The 17041-nt window shown below is 61.6% G+C and carries 16 protein-coding genes; 6 read left to right on the forward strand and 10 right to left on the reverse strand.

All coding sequences use genetic code 11. The annotated features are described in order from the left end of the window. Positions 1-98: 98 nt before the first annotated feature. A complete protein-coding gene (locus tag IB262_RS29305) occupies positions 99-1289 on the forward strand; it encodes a glycoside hydrolase family 88 protein (RefSeq protein ID WP_060643679.1) in 1191 nt (396 codons plus the stop codon). Between the two features lie 68 nt (positions 1290-1357). Then, positions 1358-2422 (forward strand): LacI family DNA-binding transcriptional regulator, encoded by a 1065-nt coding sequence (locus IB262_RS29310; RefSeq protein ID WP_127890390.1) that lies wholly within the window; start codon positions 1358-1360, stop codon positions 2420-2422. A gap of 643 nt (positions 2423-3065) precedes the next feature. Here the strand turns inward: IB262_RS29310 and doeB are convergent. The 10 genes from doeB to IB262_RS29360 form a co-directional block, all read right to left on the reverse strand. Then, positions 3066-4076: a N(2)-acetyl-L-2,4-diaminobutanoate deacetylase DoeB gene (doeB, locus tag IB262_RS29315; protein ID WP_192494055.1), complete on the reverse strand. Its 1011-nt coding sequence runs from the start codon at positions 4074-4076 to the stop codon at positions 3066-3068. Between the two features lie 3 nt (positions 4077-4079). After that, entirely contained in the window at positions 4080-5261 is a 1182-nt protein-coding gene (gene doeA, locus IB262_RS29320) for an ectoine hydrolase DoeA (protein WP_034794791.1), read from the reverse strand. 34 nt (positions 5262-5295) lie between these two features. Then, the gene (gene eutC, locus IB262_RS29325) at positions 5296-6288 is read right to left on the reverse strand and encodes an ectoine utilization protein EutC (protein ID WP_192494056.1); all 993 of its coding nucleotides are present in this window, start codon (positions 6286-6288) and stop codon (positions 5296-5298) included. Beyond that, positions 6285-7286 carry a hydroxyectoine utilization dehydratase EutB gene (gene eutB / locus IB262_RS29330; protein WP_192494057.1) on the reverse strand — a complete coding sequence of 334 codons (1002 nt, stop codon included), beginning with the start codon at positions 7284-7286 and terminating at the stop codon, positions 6285-6287. Before eutB ends, eutC begins: the two co-directional genes overlap by 4 nt. A gap of 2 nt (positions 7287-7288) precedes the next feature. Then, a complete protein-coding gene (eutA, locus tag IB262_RS29335) occupies positions 7289-8065 on the reverse strand; it encodes an ectoine utilization protein EutA (RefSeq protein WP_192494058.1) in 777 nt (258 codons plus the stop codon). Beyond that, positions 8065-8727: an ectoine/hydroxyectoine ABC transporter permease subunit EhuD gene (gene ehuD / locus IB262_RS29340; protein WP_034794801.1), complete on the reverse strand. Its 663-nt coding sequence runs from the start codon at positions 8725-8727 to the stop codon at positions 8065-8067. The genes eutA and ehuD overlap by 1 nt, the downstream gene beginning before the upstream one ends. 2 nt (positions 8728-8729) lie before the next feature. Further along, positions 8730-9389, reverse strand: a complete 660-nt coding sequence (gene ehuC / locus IB262_RS29345) for an ectoine/hydroxyectoine ABC transporter permease subunit EhuC (RefSeq protein ID WP_034794803.1) — start codon at positions 9387-9389, stop codon at positions 8730-8732. Between the two features lie 68 nt (positions 9390-9457). Beyond that, the gene (gene ehuB, locus IB262_RS29350) at positions 9458-10306 is read right to left on the reverse strand and encodes an ectoine/hydroxyectoine ABC transporter substrate-binding protein EhuB (RefSeq protein WP_089045759.1); all 849 of its coding nucleotides are present in this window, start codon (positions 10304-10306) and stop codon (positions 9458-9460) included. A gap of 66 nt (positions 10307-10372) precedes the next feature. After that, positions 10373-11158: an ectoine/hydroxyectoine ABC transporter ATP-binding protein EhuA gene (gene ehuA / locus IB262_RS29355; protein ID WP_034794806.1), complete on the reverse strand. Its 786-nt coding sequence runs from the start codon at positions 11156-11158 to the stop codon at positions 10373-10375. Positions 11159-11280: 122 nt separating this feature from the next. Then, the gene (locus tag IB262_RS29360) at positions 11281-12702 is read right to left on the reverse strand and encodes a PLP-dependent aminotransferase family protein (RefSeq protein ID WP_226020914.1); all 1422 of its coding nucleotides are present in this window, start codon (positions 12700-12702) and stop codon (positions 11281-11283) included. Positions 12703-12769: 67 nt separating this feature from the next. Here IB262_RS29360 and IB262_RS29365 point away from each other — a divergent pair, with 67 nt between their 5' ends. The 4 genes from IB262_RS29365 (at position 12770) to IB262_RS29380 (ending at position 17031) form a co-directional block, all read left to right on the forward strand. Continuing rightward, a complete protein-coding gene (locus IB262_RS29365; protein WP_192444504.1) occupies positions 12770-13252 on the forward strand; it encodes an Lrp/AsnC family transcriptional regulator in 483 nt (160 codons plus the stop codon). A 118-nt stretch (positions 13253-13370) separates the two neighbouring features. Then, on the forward strand, positions 13371-14867 hold the full coding sequence (locus tag IB262_RS29370; protein ID WP_192494059.1) for an NAD-dependent succinate-semialdehyde dehydrogenase: 1497 nt from the start codon (positions 13371-13373) through the stop codon (positions 14865-14867). A 37-nt stretch (positions 14868-14904) separates the two neighbouring features. Then, a complete protein-coding gene (locus IB262_RS29375) occupies positions 14905-16293 on the forward strand; it encodes an aspartate aminotransferase family protein (protein WP_192494060.1) in 1389 nt (462 codons plus the stop codon). A 273-nt stretch (positions 16294-16566) separates the two neighbouring features. Next, on the forward strand, positions 16567-17031 hold the full coding sequence (locus IB262_RS29380) for a transposase (protein WP_060516660.1): 465 nt from the start codon (positions 16567-16569) through the stop codon (positions 17029-17031). Positions 17032-17041 lie beyond the last annotated feature (10 nt).

The raw sequence follows: 17041 nt of genomic DNA on the forward strand, positions 1-17041 counted from the left end.
CCTAGCGGTTAGAAATTTTCCCGTCAACAGAAAGTTTCGTAGTTGACGAAATTATCGTATTTGTGCGAAAACTTCACGAAACCAACGTGAGGCTTATCATGCGCATCGAACGAAACAGCTACTTCAACGCGGTCGAAATGGTTGGCAATCGCCCCAATCGCGAACGTCACCAGCAGGCTTTGGAACGCTGCATTGCCAAATTGCGCCAGACCATGCCGACAATCGGTCTGCGCAATCCGAAGATTGGCCTGCCGGATCAGACGTGGAGCTATTGCGGGCCCTTTGACTGGGTCGTGAGCTTTCACGCCGGCCAGCTCTGGCTTGCGCTGGAACTCACGGGCGATCCCAGCTTCCTGAACGCCGCCCGGGCCCGCCGCGCCATTTTTCGCGACATCTTGCGCCATCGCGATGCGCAAGACCACGATCTCGGCTTCCAGTTTTCTTTGAGCTGCGTTGCGGAGTGGCTGCTGACAGGCGACCGGGAGGCTCGCGACCTCGCTCTTGAAGCTGCGGCGAGGCTGCTTGAGCGCTATCGCCCGGATGCACGATATATCCAGGCCTGGAATGCTCGCTCGATCCACGGTGGCATTCGCTCCGAATTCGTCAATGGGCGCGTCATCGTCGATACGATGCAAAACCTCGCGCTGCTACACTGGGCCCACCGCGAGACCGGCCGCGGCGATTTTGCCGAAGCCGCCGATGGCCACGCCGAAACGACCCTGAAGCACCTGGTTCGCGCCGACGACACAAGCTTCCACACCTTCCTGTTCGACCCTTCAAGCGGTAAGCCCCTGCGCGGGGAGACCCATCAAGGATATGCGGATGATTCCTGCTGGTCACGCGGCCAGGCCTGGCTGATCCATGGCTATGCGCAGTGCGCGGCAACCACCGGCAACCCTCACTTCGCCGACGCCGCCAGACGTCTGGCTGCCAAGGCCGAAGCTCTGATGGGCGACGACGGCGTCCCCGTCTGGGACTATTCGGTTCCTGATGCCAAGTCAGCGCCCCGCGACAGTTCCGCCGGCGCGATCATGGCGGCCGGCATCTTCATCCTCGCCGGGCTTTGTGAACCGGAGGAGGCACAACGCTGGTACGCATTCGGCGATCGCCTGATCGGTGGCCTGCTCGACACTTGCGATCTGACGGGCGATCCCAAGGCCGAAGGGCTGCTCGCCCATGGCGCAGCCCATGCCAGCGCCGGCTATTCCGATGCGATGCTGCCCTACGGCGACTATTATTTCATGGAGGCGCTGATGCGTTCGCTTGGGCACACGCGCTTCTTCTGGTAGTGGACGATCATGACCATGCAGCCGCGATCAATCTCGCCCACTCCGGCCAGATAGGAACCTTCGTCGAAATGGATGACGAATCGAACGCCCCGACACTCAAGGACATCGCCGACGCCGCGGGCGTTTCGGTCGCGTCCGTATCGAAGGTGCTCAACAATCGCGGTGGCGTCGGCGACGAAAGCCGGCGCAAGATCCTCGACCATGCGGAGCGCCTGGGCTACCAGGTCCGGGCGGCCCGCTCGCTGATCCGCGCCGGCGTCGAGAGCACTGTGCTGGTGATGCCGGCACAGTTTTATGCCAGTTCGGCTTTCTACGAGGACGTGATCCAGGGCGTGCTTGCAGAGGCCAGCACAAGCTCGCTCAGGATCGACGTCAGGCTTGTCTCGCTGGATGCGGAGATCGCGATCAGCGAAATCTCTGACATTCTGCGCGACATCCGGCCGGGCGCCCTTGTCGTGCTCGGCATGGACCATCCCGTCATGATCGACAGGATTGTCGATAGCGGCATCCCGGCCGTCATCATCAACGGCATGGACCGGACGATGCGGCTCTCATGCGTGCTGCCCGACAACTGGTCTGCCGGCTGGCTCGCTGCACAAAGGTTACTTGCGGCCGGCCACCGCGAGATCGTGCACGTGACAATTCCCCACCGCCTGTCGCTACGCCGGCGCCTTGAAGGCTTCCGGATCGCGCTGGAGGAGGCCGGAATTGCCTTCGACGAAAATAGACACATCTTTGATCTCGGTCGCATGGGCCTGCAAGAGCCCGACACCACGCCGGCGATACGGCAGGCCATAAAGCAGGGGCGTTTCACCGACACAACCGCGTTCTTCTGCAGCACCGATCTAATCGCGATCAACGTCATGCAAGCTCTCGAAGCGAGTAGTCACTCGGTTCCGGAAGACTTCTCGATCATCGGGGTCGACGATATCGCGATCGCCCGGCACAGCCGCCCGCCGCTGACGACGATGCGGATCGACCGGGGTGAGCTTGGCCGTGCCGGCATCCAACTCCTGCTGGAACGGATCAACGACCCCGAAATCAATGTGCGCCGGGTCAATCTCGGCGTCCGCTTGGTTGAACGCTCCACAGTCGCCGTACCAAGGAGCAGCCCTCACGCGAAAAGAGCGTAAGAGGTAGCAGGATACGAAAGCGCCTCTGCCTGGCGCGCACCACGTTCGACGGACGAGACCCGTGTGTCGGGAGCGCGGAGCCGTAAAATGATGTGGTCAACCACACGGCCACTCTCAAGCGTGGCCGCACCTCACCTGCCATCGATGGATGGCCGCGTCACGCCCCACAAGCCATGTCACGCAACTGTCACGCGCAATAGATCAACGAGACTGCTAAGAAGTAGAAAAGTTATCATTGCTCGAGTGGCAACATGCCCCGATACCTCTTTCATATTCACCTGTCCGGCAGGATCAGTCGCGATGACCATGGAGCGTTTCACGCGAATGACAGTCAGGCGGTGACCAATGGCAGGTCGATCGCCGACAAGATCGCTGAAGACGACAGGCACCGTAGCGTCATCGTGACTGTCGAACGAGCCGGCGGCGTTGTTCTGGCCCGCGTGACTGCCAGGAGGGCAATGCCACCCTGGCAATCTGCGAGTTCGAAATTCGAACACGCTTGGAGAGAACTGTCCGACCTTGACGTTAGCCAATTTCGCAGGGCGCGTTAGAAATCCTGGCCTTGTTTTATTGACGTCAGCGAGGCGTCCCCTTTCGGTTAGGGGATGCCTCGCACGCGACGGTCGCCGGTGGTCCTTAAGCCCTATGCCGCGACAATAGTTGCGAGCACGCTGACGCAATCACCGGATTTGACGAGGCCGGGGAAATGGCGAGCGACGAGGATGCCGTCCATCTTTGCCCGTATGTTCAGCGGTTCGTCGCCTGTACGGCCGATCGGATAGATGCGGGCGACGATTTCCCCGCTCCTCACCTGGTCGCCGAGATCGACGAAAGGTTCGACAAGTCCGCCGTCCTCGGCAAAGCAAAAGCAGTTGCCGTCGGGCATGTCGAGCCACGTGGTTTCGCCGCTTTCGACTGCCCCTTTCAAGATACCTGCCGCCTTCAGCACGTTGGAAACGCCCGCCTTGGCGATACGCGCACTCCTGGCCGTCGCCGTGCCGCCACCGCCGAGCTCGGTGGTGATGAAGACCTTGCCCATCTCCTCCGCCGCCGTGTCGTACATGCCGACGGCATCGATCTCCAGCATCTTCATCGACCATGGGGCGCCGAAGGCCCTGACGAGTTCGAAGGATTTTTCCTCCGGTGCCTTGTCTGGCAGCACATGGGCGGCGCAGAAAGGCAGAAAGTCGAGCGTCTTTCCGCCTGAATGAAAGTCGAGCACGATCTCGGCAAGCGGTAACAGCGTGCGCTGGAAATAGTCCGCGATCTTCTGGGTGACCGTGCCGTCCGGCGTGCCTGGAAAGCTTCGGTTCATGTTGCCCTTGTCGATCGGCGAGGTGCGGGTGCCGGCCAAAAAGGCCGGATAGTTCATCGCCGGCACGATGATGACGCGGCCCGTGACGTCATCGGCCTTCAGCGTGCGGGCGAGATCGAAGAGCGCAATCGGGCCCTCATACTCATCGCCGTGGTTGCCGCCGGTGAGAAGGGCCGTCGGGCCCTCCCCGTTCTTCACGACTGTCACCGGGATCATCACCGAGCCCCAGGCGGAATCGTCGCGGCTGTGAGGCAGACGCAGGAAACCATGCTGAACGCCCTCGGCCGAAAAATCGACCGTAGAACTGATCGGCGAAGGACGAAGGTTGATTTCCCGCATGGCTCAATCCTTCACGAGCAGTTTGCGCGGCACGTTGGCGAGGCACTCGACACCGCTCTCGGTGATCAGGATGCTTTCCGTGGTCTCAAAGCCCATGTCCTCGAGCCAGAGGCCCGTCATGAAGTGGAAAGTCATGCCGGGTTTGAGTTCGCTGCGGTCACCTGGACGCAGGCTCATCGTGCGCTCGCCCCAGTCCGGCGGATAGGAAACGCCGATGCCGTAGCCAGTGCGATTGTCCTTCACGATGCCGTACTTCTTCAGCACGGCGAAGAAAGCGTTTGCGATATCCTCGCAGGTATTGCCGGGCCGTGCCTTTTCGAGGCCTGCCTCCATGCCTTCCAGCGTCGCCTTCTCGGCATCGAGGAACGCCTGTGTCGGCTTGCCGAGAAAGACGGTGCGCGACAGCGGCACGTGATAACGGTGGTAGCAGCCGGCAATCTCGAAGAAGGTGCCCTCACCTCTCTTCATCGGCCGGTCGTCCCAGGTCAGGTGCGGCGCGGAAGCCTCCACGCCCGAGGGCAACAGCGGCACGATTGCTGGATAATCGCCGCCGATGCCATCGACCCCTCGGGTACCGGCATCGTAAATCTCCGCGACCAGATCGCATTTGCGCATGCCGACCGCGATCTTGTCGAAGATGCGTTCATGCATCTTTTCGACGATCCTCGCGGCGTTGCGCATGTAGCGGATTTCGGCCTCGCTCTTGACCGCGCGCTGCCAGTTGACGAGTGCGGTCGCATCGATGAAACGCGCATTCGGCAGATGCTTCACTAGTGAAGCGAAGGCGGCGGCGGAGAACCAGTAATTGTCCATCTCCACACCGATCGTCAGCTTGTCGAGGCCCCGTTCGGCGAGCTTGGCCGAGAGGTAATCCATCGGGTGGCGTTCGGTGGACTGCACATAGTGGTCCGGATAGCCGACGATGTTCTCGTGTTTGAGGTAGGCGGTGAATTTGGCGCCGTTGGCATCCTGGCCGCGTCCGTACCAGATGGGCTCGCCCGTCGGCGGCACGACGACGCATTGGTGCACGTAGAAAGACCAGCCGTCATAGCCGGTCAGCCAGTTCATGTTCGACGGATCGCTGACGATCAGCACGTCGATGCCCTTGGCTTCCATCGCTTTTCGCGTTTTTTGAAGACGCGTTTCATACTCCGGAAGCGAGAACTTCAGGTTCGCTTGTTTCATCGGTTTTTCCTCTATACCCGGCGAAAAGCCGGTCTCAACTCTCGAAGATCGTGCCGGCGCCCGTCATTGCCGCGCGGGCGCCAGCAAGCGTAGCTATGGCCGTGTCCTGAATGCCCGTGCCGGTAAGGTCCGCCACGGTGATCTGCTCGGGGCCGCTGCGGCCCGGTTTGCGCCCGGCGACGATCTCGCCGAGTTCGGGGAAGATCGTATCCTCCGTCACGAGGCCCGCTTCGATGGCATGATGCAATTCGCCGAGCCTGCGCGTCTGCTTCAGGCTATCGGCGACATAGAGGCCGGCGGTGGCGACAATGGCGGGCTCGATCTCGTTTTTGTGCTCGGCGTCCGACCCCATGGCCGTGACATGCTGGCCAGGCTGGAGCCATTCGGCCCGAAGCACCGGTGTTTCGGAAGGCGTGGTGGTGACGATGATCTCCGCACCATCGACAGCCGCCCGGCCGTCGGCCTCCGCCCGAACCGGAAAGCCGAGCTTCACCGTCAAGTCCGCAGCGACGGCCTCGGCTTTAGCAGCATCTCTCGCCCAGATGCGCGCTTCGCGGATCGGCCGCACCAGACTTAAGGCCTCAAGTTGCAACCTTGCCTGCATGCCGGCGCCGAAGATGGCGGCAACCGCGGCATCCGGGCGCGAAAGTTGTCGAGCCGCGACCGCGCCGGCCGCCGCTGTGCGCACATCCGTCAGGTAACCGTTGTCGAGGAGGACGGCCTCTACCAGGCCGGTCTTCGCCGAAAGCAGCACCATCAGGCCGTTGGTGCTCTGCAGGCCGATCTTCGGATTATTGAAGAAGCCGGGGCTGATCTTGATGGCGAAACCGTCGAGACCGGGCATGTAAGCCGTCTTAACATCGACCTCACCGCGCTCTTCAGGGATGTCGAGCCTCAGGATCGGCGGCATCGCCACCGCTTTGGTGGCAAGCGCGTGAAACGCTCCTTCGACGCAGGCAATGGCATCGAGATCGAGCGGAACGATACGCCTGAGTTCCGCCTCGGTAAGAATTCTCATCGCCGTCATGCCGCGGTCTCCGCTAGCGGATCGACCCCGCCATTGATGACCCGTCGATGCAGGTCCATGTCGACATTGCGGCCGGAGAGGATGACCGCCACCGGCCCCTCCAGCCGGCCAAACCGGCGGGAAAGCAAGGCCGCGATGCCGACGGCCCCTGCCCCCTCGATCACCTCGCGCTCCTGGGAATACGCATGCCGCATACCGGCCGCGATCTCGGCTTCAGACAGCAAGATCACGTCGTCGAGCAGCGCGCGGCACATTTCGAAGGTCACGGCGTTATCAAGGCCGATGCCGCCACCGAGGGAATCGGCAAGGCTTGCCACCTCCTCGACTTGCACCGGCCGCCCTGCGTTAAGGCTCGCCTTCATTGCCGCGCCACGTTCCATCGTAAGGCCGATGACGCGGGTCTTCGGTGACCGCCCTTTCACGGCCGCCGCGACACCGGCCGCAAGCCCACCGCCGGAAAGCGGCACAAAAACCGTCGCCACATCCGGCATTGCCTCGACGATCTCCAGACCGAGCGTGCCCTGCCCGGCAACGACCGTTCGATTATCGAAGGGTGGCACCATGACGAGACCCTCTTCAGCCATCAGCCGATCCACCTCAAGCTGGGCTTCGTCCTGCGATTTGCCGACGATCAGGACATTGGCCCCAAGCCTTCGGATGTCCGACACCTTGTTGTTGGGCACGAGTTTGGACACGCAGATTGTCGCGACTGATCCTGCGGCCTTGGCGGCATGGGCGAGCGCCCGGCCGTGATTGCCGGTCGAGGCGGCGACGATACCCCTCGCCCGCTCTTCCGACGTCAGCGAGAGCACGGCATTCGTGGCGCCGCGGAGCTTGAAGCTGCCTGTCGTCTGGTGGTGCTCAAGCTTCAGGCCGACGGGCACACCGAAGCGTTCGCAGAGCGAAGCGGAAAGCACGAATGGCGTATTCAAGACCCGGCCCTTTATGCGCCGCGCCGCCTGTTCGATATCCGCCACTGTTACGGGAAGGTTCGACATCGCTACCGGTCCAAATAGGCAAGTGTCATGAGCTGCCCGAGATCCGGCCGTGCCGTCTCATTGCCGCAGAGGCGCAGGCAGGCCCAGGCGGTGGCGAGATTGCTGGTAACGACCGGCTTGCCGATGACGGCCTCGATCTCGGCCGCGACGCCTGCCGCCCGCACCGCCGTGCACGATACGAAAAGCGCGTCGCTGTCTGGCGCCGTCGCTTGCTTCGCAAAGGCGACGATTTCGTCCGGAGAAATGCGCGCCATCTCCCGGTCGTCATCAAGACCGAGGCAAGTGAAACGGGCGATGTCGAAGCCGAGCGACACGAAATAGTTAGCCATCGGCTCGCTGGTCTCGATCGTGTAGGGCGTCAGTACGGAAATCCGCTTGGCACCGAACGCCTTGAGGCCAGAGGCCGCCGCCGCAGTCGGCGTGACGATGGACGCACTTGGCTTGGCCGCATGGACCGCCGCCTTGACTTGCGCGTCGCCGATGACGACGGACGCGGAGGTGCAGGAATACATGACGATGTCTAGAGGTTCGTCCGGCAGGATCAGTGCGGCCGCTGATGTCAGCGAGGGCTGCATGGCGCGCAAGTTCTCCGGCGTCACCGGGTTCGCGTAGGGAATGCGCGTCGCATAGACGCCAATCCGCTCGCTTGCCACCATGCGATGGAAGTCCACTTCCGTGGTGTGGTCGGTCGCAAGGATGATCAGGCCGATGCGCTTGTCGAGCGGACGCTCATCCAGCTTCGGCATGCGCGAGGAAAGTGTAAGATCGGCCGCTCGCATCAGCGCTCCTCCACTTGGGCGTATCGTTCTTCCAGCCAGCGCAGGAAGACGACGGAGATCAGGCTCATGATCAGGAAGAAGACCCCGACCAGCGTCATCGGCTCGATGTAGCGATAGCTGCTGTTGGCCACGCTTTTCGCCTGGTTCATCAGTTCGAGCACTGTGATGGCGGAAAGGAGCGGTGTCTCCTTGAACATGGCGATCAGATAGTTGGCCAGCGCCGGGATCATCGGCGGGATCGCCTGTGGCAGGATGACGTGGACCCAGGTCTGGCGGCCGGTGAGGTTCGTCGCCTTGGCCGCCTCCCATTGGCCGCGCGGCACGTTCTCGATACCGGCGCGGTAGACCTCCGCCGCATAGGTGCCATAGTGGAGCCCAAGGCCGATGATGCCGGCGAGCATTGCCGGCAGGCGAACGCCAATATCCGGCAACACGAAGAAGATGAAGTAGAGCTGGACAAGGAGCGGCGTGCCGCGAATGAACTCCACGATGAAGCCCGTGACCTTCGCAATCGGCTTAGGCGCGGTCATGCGCAGGATGGCAAAGACGAGGCCGATGATGGCAGCGAGTGCCGCGCCGAAAACGGTTGCCAATATGGTGATCTTCAGACCCTCAAGCAGGGTCGGCATGATTTCCCAAACGAAATTCCAGTCCCATTCCATCGTCAGGTCCTCACGCCATCAAGGCCGCGTGTTACCCGGCGTTCCAGCCAGCGCATGCCGTTGGAGATGGCGAGTGCCATCAGGAAGTAGAGCACGAGAATCGTTGCGAAAGGAACGAGCGTGCTGCCGGTCTGGGCGCGGACCACCTGGGCCTGAAAGGTCATGTCGGTGAGCGAGATCAGCGACACGACGGCCGTACCCTTCAAGAGCTCGATCGCGTTGTTGCAGAAGGTCGGAAGCATCAGCGGCAGGGCCTGCGGAAGGACAACGTAACGCATCGACTGATAGCGCGAGAGATTGAGCGCTATGCAGGCCTCGCGTTGCTCGCGGCCGATCGCCTTGACCGCGCCGCGCACGACCTCCGCCCCATAAGCTCCCACGTTCAGTCCCAGCGCCAGTACGCCGGCCTGAAGCGGCGACAAGGTGACGCCGGCGAATGGCAGCACGAAGTAGACCCAGAACAGCTGGACGAAGATCGACGTGCCGCGGAAAAACTCGATATAGGTGGTGGCAAGCGCGCGAACCACGAAAATGCGGCTGACGCGTCCAAGACCCGCGACGAATGCCATGACGAGCGCGAGCAATGAGCCGAGCACGGTAAGCTCAAGCGTCACGAGCGCGCCTTCAAGGATCAGCCCTATGTAGCCGGACCAGTCGGTCATCGTTCTTCCATATACGAGGGAGCGGACTGCCTCTCCCCGGTTTGGGAAGAGGCCCGATTGCTGAGGCCTTACTTGGCGGCGCAGAGCTTTTCGCGGGTCGTCGACATCGCGGCCGCGGCAGAGAAGCCATAGGGTTCGATGATCTTGGCAAACTCGCCCGACTGCTTGAGCTTTGCGAGTTCCACGTCGAAGGCATCGCGCAAGGCTTCCTCGCCCTTCTTGAAGGCCGCGCCGTCGCAATAGACCGGCGCGCCTTCAACCGGCGCCACGACTTCGACACTGGGGTCGTTCGCCTTGGCGACAAGAGCGTTGATGGAAAGCACCGGCAGCGAATAGACGTCGATACGGCCGTCCTGCAGCATCTTCAGGCCGCTCTGGCCATCCGGAACGACAATGACACGATCGCGCGGGACGCCGGCTTCGAGCGCGAGCTTTTCTTCCGTACCGCCACCTGGCGCGCCGATCTTGGCGTCCGGATTGTCGGCGATATCCTTGTAGCTCTTGAGCTTCAGCGGGTTGCCCTTTTTCAGCGCGAAGGCTTCGGCGTCACAAAGGATCGGTTCTGAATAGGCAACCGCGTTGCAACGTTCCGGCTTCATGAAGAGGCCGGCAGTGATGACATCATGACGGCCGGCCTGAAGACCCGGGATCATCGCGCCATATTCCGAGATCGAGGCGACGATGTCTTCGACACCGAGGCGCTTGAAGACCTCACGCGCGACGTCCGGAGCTGCGCCAGAAACTTTGCCGTCGGCGGCAACTGCCGTGAAGGGCGGTTCGTTGGCGATGGCGACACGGGCGAAACCCTGTTCCTTCAGTTCCTCAAGCTTGCCGTCGGCCCAGGCTGGCGCTGCGGCAACCATTGCCGTGAGGGCGCCCGCGCTGGCGGTTATGGTCAAATAGGTTCTCATGCTCATAGTTGCGAACTCCTCTGGCTGTCCCGGGTTTTTGTTTGGAGCCTTGTTTCCGGGCGGCAAAGCCGCTCAGACGCGGTGCCCTGCCGCGATGATCTTGCGCAGGAAGGTCTGCGTGCGTTCCTGCTTGGGCGTGCGGAAAATCTCGTCCGGCTTGCCCTCCTCGACGATCTTGCCGCGGTCGAAAAAGAGAATGCGATCGGCAAAATCATGGGCGAAACCCATCTCATGCGTGACGAGCAGCATGGTCATGTCTGTTTCGACCGCAAGCTTGCGCATGACATTCAGCACTTCTTCGACCAGTTCCGGGTCGAGTGCCGAGGTCACCTCGTCAAACAGCATGATCTTTGGCGAAAGAGCCAGCGCCCGGGCGATCGCAACGCGCTGCTTCTGTCCGCCGGACAATTGCGCGGGCATGCTCTTTGCCTTGTCGGCCATGCCCACCATGTCGAGAAGCTCCATCGCCCGCTTCTCCGCCGCGGCCTTCGCCATGCCTTTCGTCAGCATCGGCGCGAGCGTGACATTGTCGAGCACGCATTTGTGCGGGAAGAGATTGAAGTGCTGGAAGACCATGCCGATCTTCTCGCGCATCTTGTGCAGATGGCGGTCGTCGGCCGGCGCGAGGCTGCCGTTCTTCGGCATATGATAGAGCTGGTCGCCGTCGACCTCGATATGGCCGCCGCTGATCGCCTCCAATGTCATGAGAATGCGCAGGATCGTTGTCTTGCCCGATCCGGAGGGACCGATAAGCGCCAGCTTTTCACCCGGCAGCACGTCCATCGACAAACCGTCGAGTACGGTCAAGGGACCGTAGCGTTTGGTGATGTTGTCGATGCGGATGATCGGCGCTGCCATGCATGTCTCTCCCTATTGAGACAAGTGATGGAGCAACGATGCGCGGCAAACAAAATCATGTCAATGTCAATAATAATATCAGTACAATTATTCTGACATCGCCCATTTGCAAGGCAGTTCACTCAAATCGCGAGCAACAGCGCTTCTGGATTTCCGCTGGCGAGTGAGGCGAGAATGCCAAGTCCGGTGCGCAATTCCTGCTCGGTGGTCGAGCCGAGCGAAATGCGCACCGCCGGCTGCCAACCCTGGTCGGCCGTGCGGAACGAAGAGCCGGGCGCAATAGCGACACCGCGCAGACGCGCCTGGGATACGAACCCTTCCTCCGCATGCCCTTCCGGTAAGGGTAGCCACACATGCAGGCTCTGCGGATGGCTATAATAGGGCAAGCCCGCAAGCGCATCCTCGGCGATCGCGTGACGTACGCCAAGTGCCCGGCGCTGCCAATTGACGAGTTCCATCGCCGTGCCGTCGCTGACCCAAAGTGTTGCGATCTCGGCGATCGAAGGCGTCGCCATCCAGTTGGAGACGAGATGGCGGTTGGCAACCGCTGCGACATAGCGATCCGGAGCGGCAAGATAGCCGATGCGCAGGCCCGGTACCGTGATCTTTGTGAAGCTGGTGACGTAGAGGGTGCGCTCCGGCGCATAGGCCGCAATCGGCGGCGCCCGACCTTCCACAAGCGGCCCCAGGATGTCGTTCTCGATGATCGCGATATCGTGGCGTCGTGCAACCTCGGCAAGCGCCTGCCGGCGCTCGGGCCCCATCAACGCCGCGGTCGGATTGATCACCGAGGGCTGGAGAAAGACGGCGCGGATGACGCCGGTGCGGCAAGCTTCATCCAACGCCTCGGGGATCATGCCTTCGCGATCGATCGGCAAGCCCTCGAGATGAAGGCCAAGGTAGCTGGAAAGCGGCACGAGCGTGTGGTGGCTGATCGCCTCGGTCGCAACGGTCGAGCCCGGCGGAGCGACGCTCATCAGCGCCACTGTCATGCCTGAGGTTGCGCCATTCGTCAGACTGATATTGAGGGGTGATACATCGAGACCGCACCGCGACAGCCACTCGGCCGCGACGGTGCGATGGCGCGGGAAAACCATATTCGGCCGGAAGGAAAGCGCCGAACTTGACGGCAGGTTCTCCGCCAGCCACCCGAAGGCTGCGCGCATGCGCTCCAGATGGAGTTGCTCGCACACAGGTTTCAGGATCGAGAGATCCACCAGTTCGCCAAGACGCTCCGGCAGGTAGGGTGGCTCAGGCTCCTTCGGCCTTGTCTGCACGAAGGAACCGCGACCAATTTCTCCGGAAATGAGCCCTCGTCGGATCAGTTCGTCATAGGCGCGGCTGACGGTTTGCACGGAAAGTTTCAGGTCGTCGGCGAGCTTGCGATGCGGCAGCAGGCGCGTCCCGTTCGGCAGATGCCCTTCCTGGATGGCGCGGGCGATCTGCTCGGCGAGGGAGAGATAGGCCGGCCGGCGCAACTGGGATATGTCGGGTCGCCAATTTGTCATGATTTCGACAGTGCTCAAAATCAGTTCAATTGACAATGCCAAAATGGTTTCCCATTGTCTTTTCCTCCGCTTTGACACGATCCCCGCCCGGAGGGCGCCCCGAATGAAACTCGACGCCATCGACCTGCGTATCCTGGAGGCGATCCAGCAGAACGGACGCATCACCAAGCTGGCGCTGGCGCAACGGGCGGGTCTATCACCAACGCCCTGCTGGCTGCGCCTGCGCAAGCTGGAAAGGGCCGGCATCGTCACGGGATATCACGCGCGTGTTGCGGTGCGACGCGTTGCGCCTGTTGCCAGCGTGATGATGGAGGTGACGCTCGCCAATCATCGGCAAGTGGATTTCGAACGCTTCGAACGAGCTGTCGCGACAACGCCCGAAATCGTGGCCTGCTGGTCGGTCGGCGGTGGCGTCGATTACATCCTGAAGATCGTGGCGCGTGATATCGATGCGTACCAGCGCCTTGTCGACAGCCTGCTTGACCGTGAGCTCGGCATCGACCGCTACTTCACCTACATAGTCACCAAGACGGTGAAGGAGGAGACCGTGCTTCCACTCGAGACGTTGCTTCCCCCTTCCGAATAGAGAGATTGTCTACGGCCGGGCCAATCTTTAGCCAAAGTCTCTGACGCCCACCCCGGCAATGGACAATCTGTCCCTCGCCCTCTGGCAGACTCCCTCCAGACACCAAGAGGAGGCTGCCATGACCGCCGTATTTGCCCGCACGACCTTTCACGACGCGCTTGCCCGCCTTGCCGATCCGCACCTCTTAAGGGAGCTCTCCTATGTCGGTGGGCGCTGGATTGCTAGCCGCGACGGCGCAAGCTTCAAGGTGACGGACCCTGCCTCGTCGGCGACGCTTGCCTGGGTCGCAGCCCTCGGTGCCGATGAGGCCGCAGAAGCCATCTCGGCGGCGAGTGACGCACTGCCCGCCTGGCGCAGCATGCTGCCGCAGCAGCGTTCCGCTATTCTTCGCAAGTGGCACGACCTGATACTGGAGGCGCGCGAGGACCTTGCGCTCTTGATGACGCTGGAACAGGGCAAACCACTCGCCGAATCGCGCGGTGAAATCGACTACGCGGCCTCCTTCGTCGAATGGTACGCGGAGGAAGGAAAGCGGCTGAATGCGGAAAGCGTCACCAGCCATCTGCCCGGAGCCGAAATGATCGTGCGGCGCGAGGCGCTGGGTGTCGTCGGGATCGTGACGCCGTGGAACTTCCCCTCAGCCATGATCACCCGGAAGGCCGCAGCTGCCCTTGCCGCCGGCTGCACGGTCGTTGCGCATCCCTCCAGCGAAACGCCGCTTTCAGCGCTCGCCCTTGCCGAACTTGGCGAGCGGGCTGGGCTTCCCGCGGGCGCCTTCAATGCGGTGACCGGCGATGCCGCCACGATCGTCGGCCGCATGAATGCCGATCCGCGTATTCGCGCCATGAGCTTCACCGGCTCGACGCAGATCGGCAAGCTGATTGCGGGCCAGTGCGCTGACACCATGAAGCGGATGGTGATGGAGCTCGGTGGCCATGCACCATTGATCGTCTTTGCCGATGCCGACATCGAGAAGGCTGCCGACATCGCAATGGCGGCGAAGTTCGCCACATCCGGGCAGGATTGCCTCGCCGCCAACCGTATTTATGTCGAGCGCCCTGCGCTTGCGGACTTCACGCGGGCCTTCAAGGCTCGCATCGAAGCGCTGAAGGTTGCCTCGGGCCTCGAACCAGACGCCGAGATCGGCCCCCTGATGCACGAGCGTGCCGTCGCCAAGGTGGAAGAACAGGTCGCCGATGCGCTGAAGCGCGGCGCAAAGCTGCTGGCGGGCGGCAAGCGCCACAAGACAGGCGCTCTGTTCTTCGAGCCGACCCTTTTGACGGATGTACCGGACGATGCGCTGATCATGCGTGAGGAGACCTTCGGCCCGGTTGCCGCGGTCACCGCTTTCGACAGCGAGACCGAAGTAGTCGCCCGGGCAAACGACACCGAGTACGGCCTCGTCGCCTATGTCGTCACCGAAAACGGAGCGCGCCAGATGCGTCTTGCACGGGCTTTGGAGTACGGGATGGTCGCGATCAATCGGGTGAAAATCACCGGTGGACCGATCCCCTTCGGCGGCTGGAAACAGTCGGGCCTTGGCCGCGAAGGCTCCCGCCACGGCATCGAGGCCTTCACCGAACTCAAATATCTCTGCATCGACACGGCCGCCTGAGCGCAGGCGCCACATTTCATACGCGAAAGGAAAGACCATGCTCGAAAAAAGCAACGAACTCAGCGCCTGGGACCGTGATCACTTCTTCCACCCCTCCACGCATATGGGCATGCATGCGCGTGGTGAAACACCGACCCGGGTGATCGGCGGCGGCGAAGGTGTGTATATTACCGACACCAGCGGCAGGACGAGCCTCGATGCCTTTGCTGGCCTTTATTGCGTCAATGTGGGCTACGGCCGGCAGAAGATCGCAGACGCGATCGCCGAGCAGGCGAAGAACCTTGCTTATTATCACGCCTATGTCGGCCACGGTACGGAAGCGTCGATCACGCTTTCCAAGATGATCATCGATCGTGCGCCGGCGGGCATGAGCCGCGTCTATTTCGGTCTTTCAGGCTCCGATGCCAACGAGACCAACATCAAGCTGATCTGGTACTACAACAACATCCTTGGCCGGCCGGAAAAGAAGAAGATCATCTCCCGCTGGCGCGGCTATCACGGCTCCGGCGTCATGACGGGCTCCCTGACCGGCTTGCATCTATTCCACAACGCCTTTGACCTGCCGCGCGCGCCGATCCTGCACACCGAAGCACCCTACTTCTTCCGACGCCCCGATCGCTCGATGGATGAAGAGCAGTTCTCGCAATATTGCGCCGACAAGCTCGAGGAGATGATCCTTGCGGAAGGACCGGAGACGATCGCCGCCCTCATCGGCGAGCCGATCCTCGGTACTGGCGGCATCGTGCCGCCGCCGAAGGGCTACTGGCAGAAGGTCCAGGCTGTACTCGAAAAATACGACATCCTGCTCGTCGCAGACGAGGTGGTGACCGGCTTCGGCCGTCTCGGCACGATGTTCGGATCGGACCACTACGGCATGAAGCCCGACCTCATCACCATTGCCAAGGGTCTGACCTCGGCCTACGCGCCGCTTTCCGGCACGATCGTATCGGATAAGATGTGGCAGGTGCTGGTGCAAGGATCTGACGAACTGGGCGCGATCGGCCATGGCTGGACCTATTCCGCCCATCCGATCTGTGCGGCCGCGGGGGTCGCCAACCTCGAACTGATCGACGAGTTGGGCCTGGTTGAAAATGCCGGCAGCAGGGGTGCCTATTTCCGCTTTGAACTGACGAAGTCACTCGCTGACCACAGACATGTGGGCGAAGTACGTGGCGATGGCCTGATGGCCGCAATTGAGTTCGTCGAGGATAAGGACGACCGGGTATTTTTCGATCCGGCAAAGAAGATCGGCCCGCAAGTTGCGGCTGCCCTGCTTGAGCGCGGCGTCATCGGGCGGGCCATGCCGCAAGGTGATATCCTCGGCTTTGCGCCACCGCTTTGCCTCACAAAGGACGAGGCCAATGTTGTGGTGAAAGCGGCGGTCGAGGCCGTCACATCTGTCCTTGGCAAAGCAAAGGCAAGATGAGTACAGCTGCCAATGCACGCAATTTGAACCTTTCTGTCGATGGGGAAGTGCTACGCCGCCCCATCGACAACCGTTGAGCCTGCAGTGCAATTGAAGCCTTGTCGACGAACGCCGATCTGGACCCTCGGGTTTAGTGTCTAGTTGCTCCAGCATGGAAAGTTCTAGCCAATCCGTATACCCTATTGGATCGACACCAAAAATCGACCGGCAAGTAATGTTGACTCTGGTCTTCACTCGGTTGAAAAAAGGGCGACCATAAAAAAGGGATCACTAATGCCTGACGAAAACACGACGCCAACCACCCTGGTTGCGGAGGACGCAACGACTGTGCACACACCCGAGCGAGCAAAGCGAAGCGCGACGAAGCGTCAGAAAGCGGCTGGGGAAACCACACGGGCGACTTCGAAGGCAACAGCATCAACGCAACCCACCAAGTCCCGTAAGTTCAGCGAACAAGATAAACTCGAGAAGCTGAGGCAGATCGGGGCCCAGGTCGCAGACGGCACGAGCACGATCAAAGATGCGATTAAAAGCGCAGGAATATCCGAGCAGACCTACTATAATTGGAAGGGTAGCTTAAAGGCGGATGATAAGACGAGCAAAAAGCCCGCGTCGGCCAGCGACGAGTTCGCCGAACTGGTGAAGCTCGACGCCGAGAACCAGAAGCTGCGAAAACTCCTGGCGGAAAAACTGCGCACTGAGAATGCCGACCTGCGCAAGAGGCTTGGCATAGATTGAGGCCCGGAGA

This window comes from Ensifer sp. ENS02 (genome assembly GCF_014851885.1).
GTDB lineage: Bacteria > Pseudomonadota > Alphaproteobacteria > Rhizobiales > Rhizobiaceae > Ensifer > Ensifer adhaerens.

Coding starts and splice junctions, on each gene's coding strand:
- IB262_RS29305 (WP_060643679.1), top strand. CDS start 99: ATGCGCATCGAACGAAACAGCTACTTCAACGCGGTCGAAATGGTTGGC.
- IB262_RS29310 (WP_127890390.1), top strand. CDS start 1,358: ATGGATGACGAATCGAACGCCCCGACACTCAAGGACATCGCCGACGCC.
- doeB (WP_192494055.1), bottom strand. CDS start 4,076: ATGCGGGAAATCAACCTTCGTCCTTCGCCGATCAGTTCTACGGTCGAT.
- doeA (WP_034794791.1), bottom strand. CDS start 5,261: ATGAAACAAGCGAACCTGAAGTTCTCGCTTCCGGAGTATGAAACGCGT.
- eutC (WP_192494056.1), bottom strand. CDS start 6,288: ATGACGGCGATGAGAATTCTTACCGAGGCGGAACTCAGGCGTATCGTT.
- eutB (WP_192494057.1), bottom strand. CDS start 7,286: ATGTCGAACCTTCCCGTAACAGTGGCGGATATCGAACAGGCGGCGCGG.
- eutA (WP_192494058.1), bottom strand. CDS start 8,065: ATGCGAGCGGCCGATCTTACACTTTCCTCGCGCATGCCGAAGCTGGAT.
- ehuD (WP_034794801.1), bottom strand. CDS start 8,727: ATGGAATGGGACTGGAATTTCGTTTGGGAAATCATGCCGACCCTGCTT.
- ehuC (WP_034794803.1), bottom strand. CDS start 9,389: ATGACCGACTGGTCCGGCTACATAGGGCTGATCCTTGAAGGCGCGCTC.
- ehuB (WP_089045759.1), bottom strand. CDS start 10,306: ATGAGCATGAGAACCTATTTGACCATAACCGCCAGCGCGGGCGCCCTC.
- ehuA (WP_034794806.1), bottom strand. CDS start 11,158: ATGGCAGCGCCGATCATCCGCATCGACAACATCACCAAACGCTACGGT.
- IB262_RS29365 (WP_192444504.1), top strand. CDS start 12,770: ATGAAACTCGACGCCATCGACCTGCGTATCCTGGAGGCGATCCAGCAG.
- IB262_RS29370 (WP_192494059.1), top strand. CDS start 13,371: ATGACCGCCGTATTTGCCCGCACGACCTTTCACGACGCGCTTGCCCGC.
- IB262_RS29375 (WP_192494060.1), top strand. CDS start 14,905: ATGCTCGAAAAAAGCAACGAACTCAGCGCCTGGGACCGTGATCACTTC.
- IB262_RS29380 (WP_060516660.1), top strand. CDS start 16,567: ATGCCTGACGAAAACACGACGCCAACCACCCTGGTTGCGGAGGACGCA.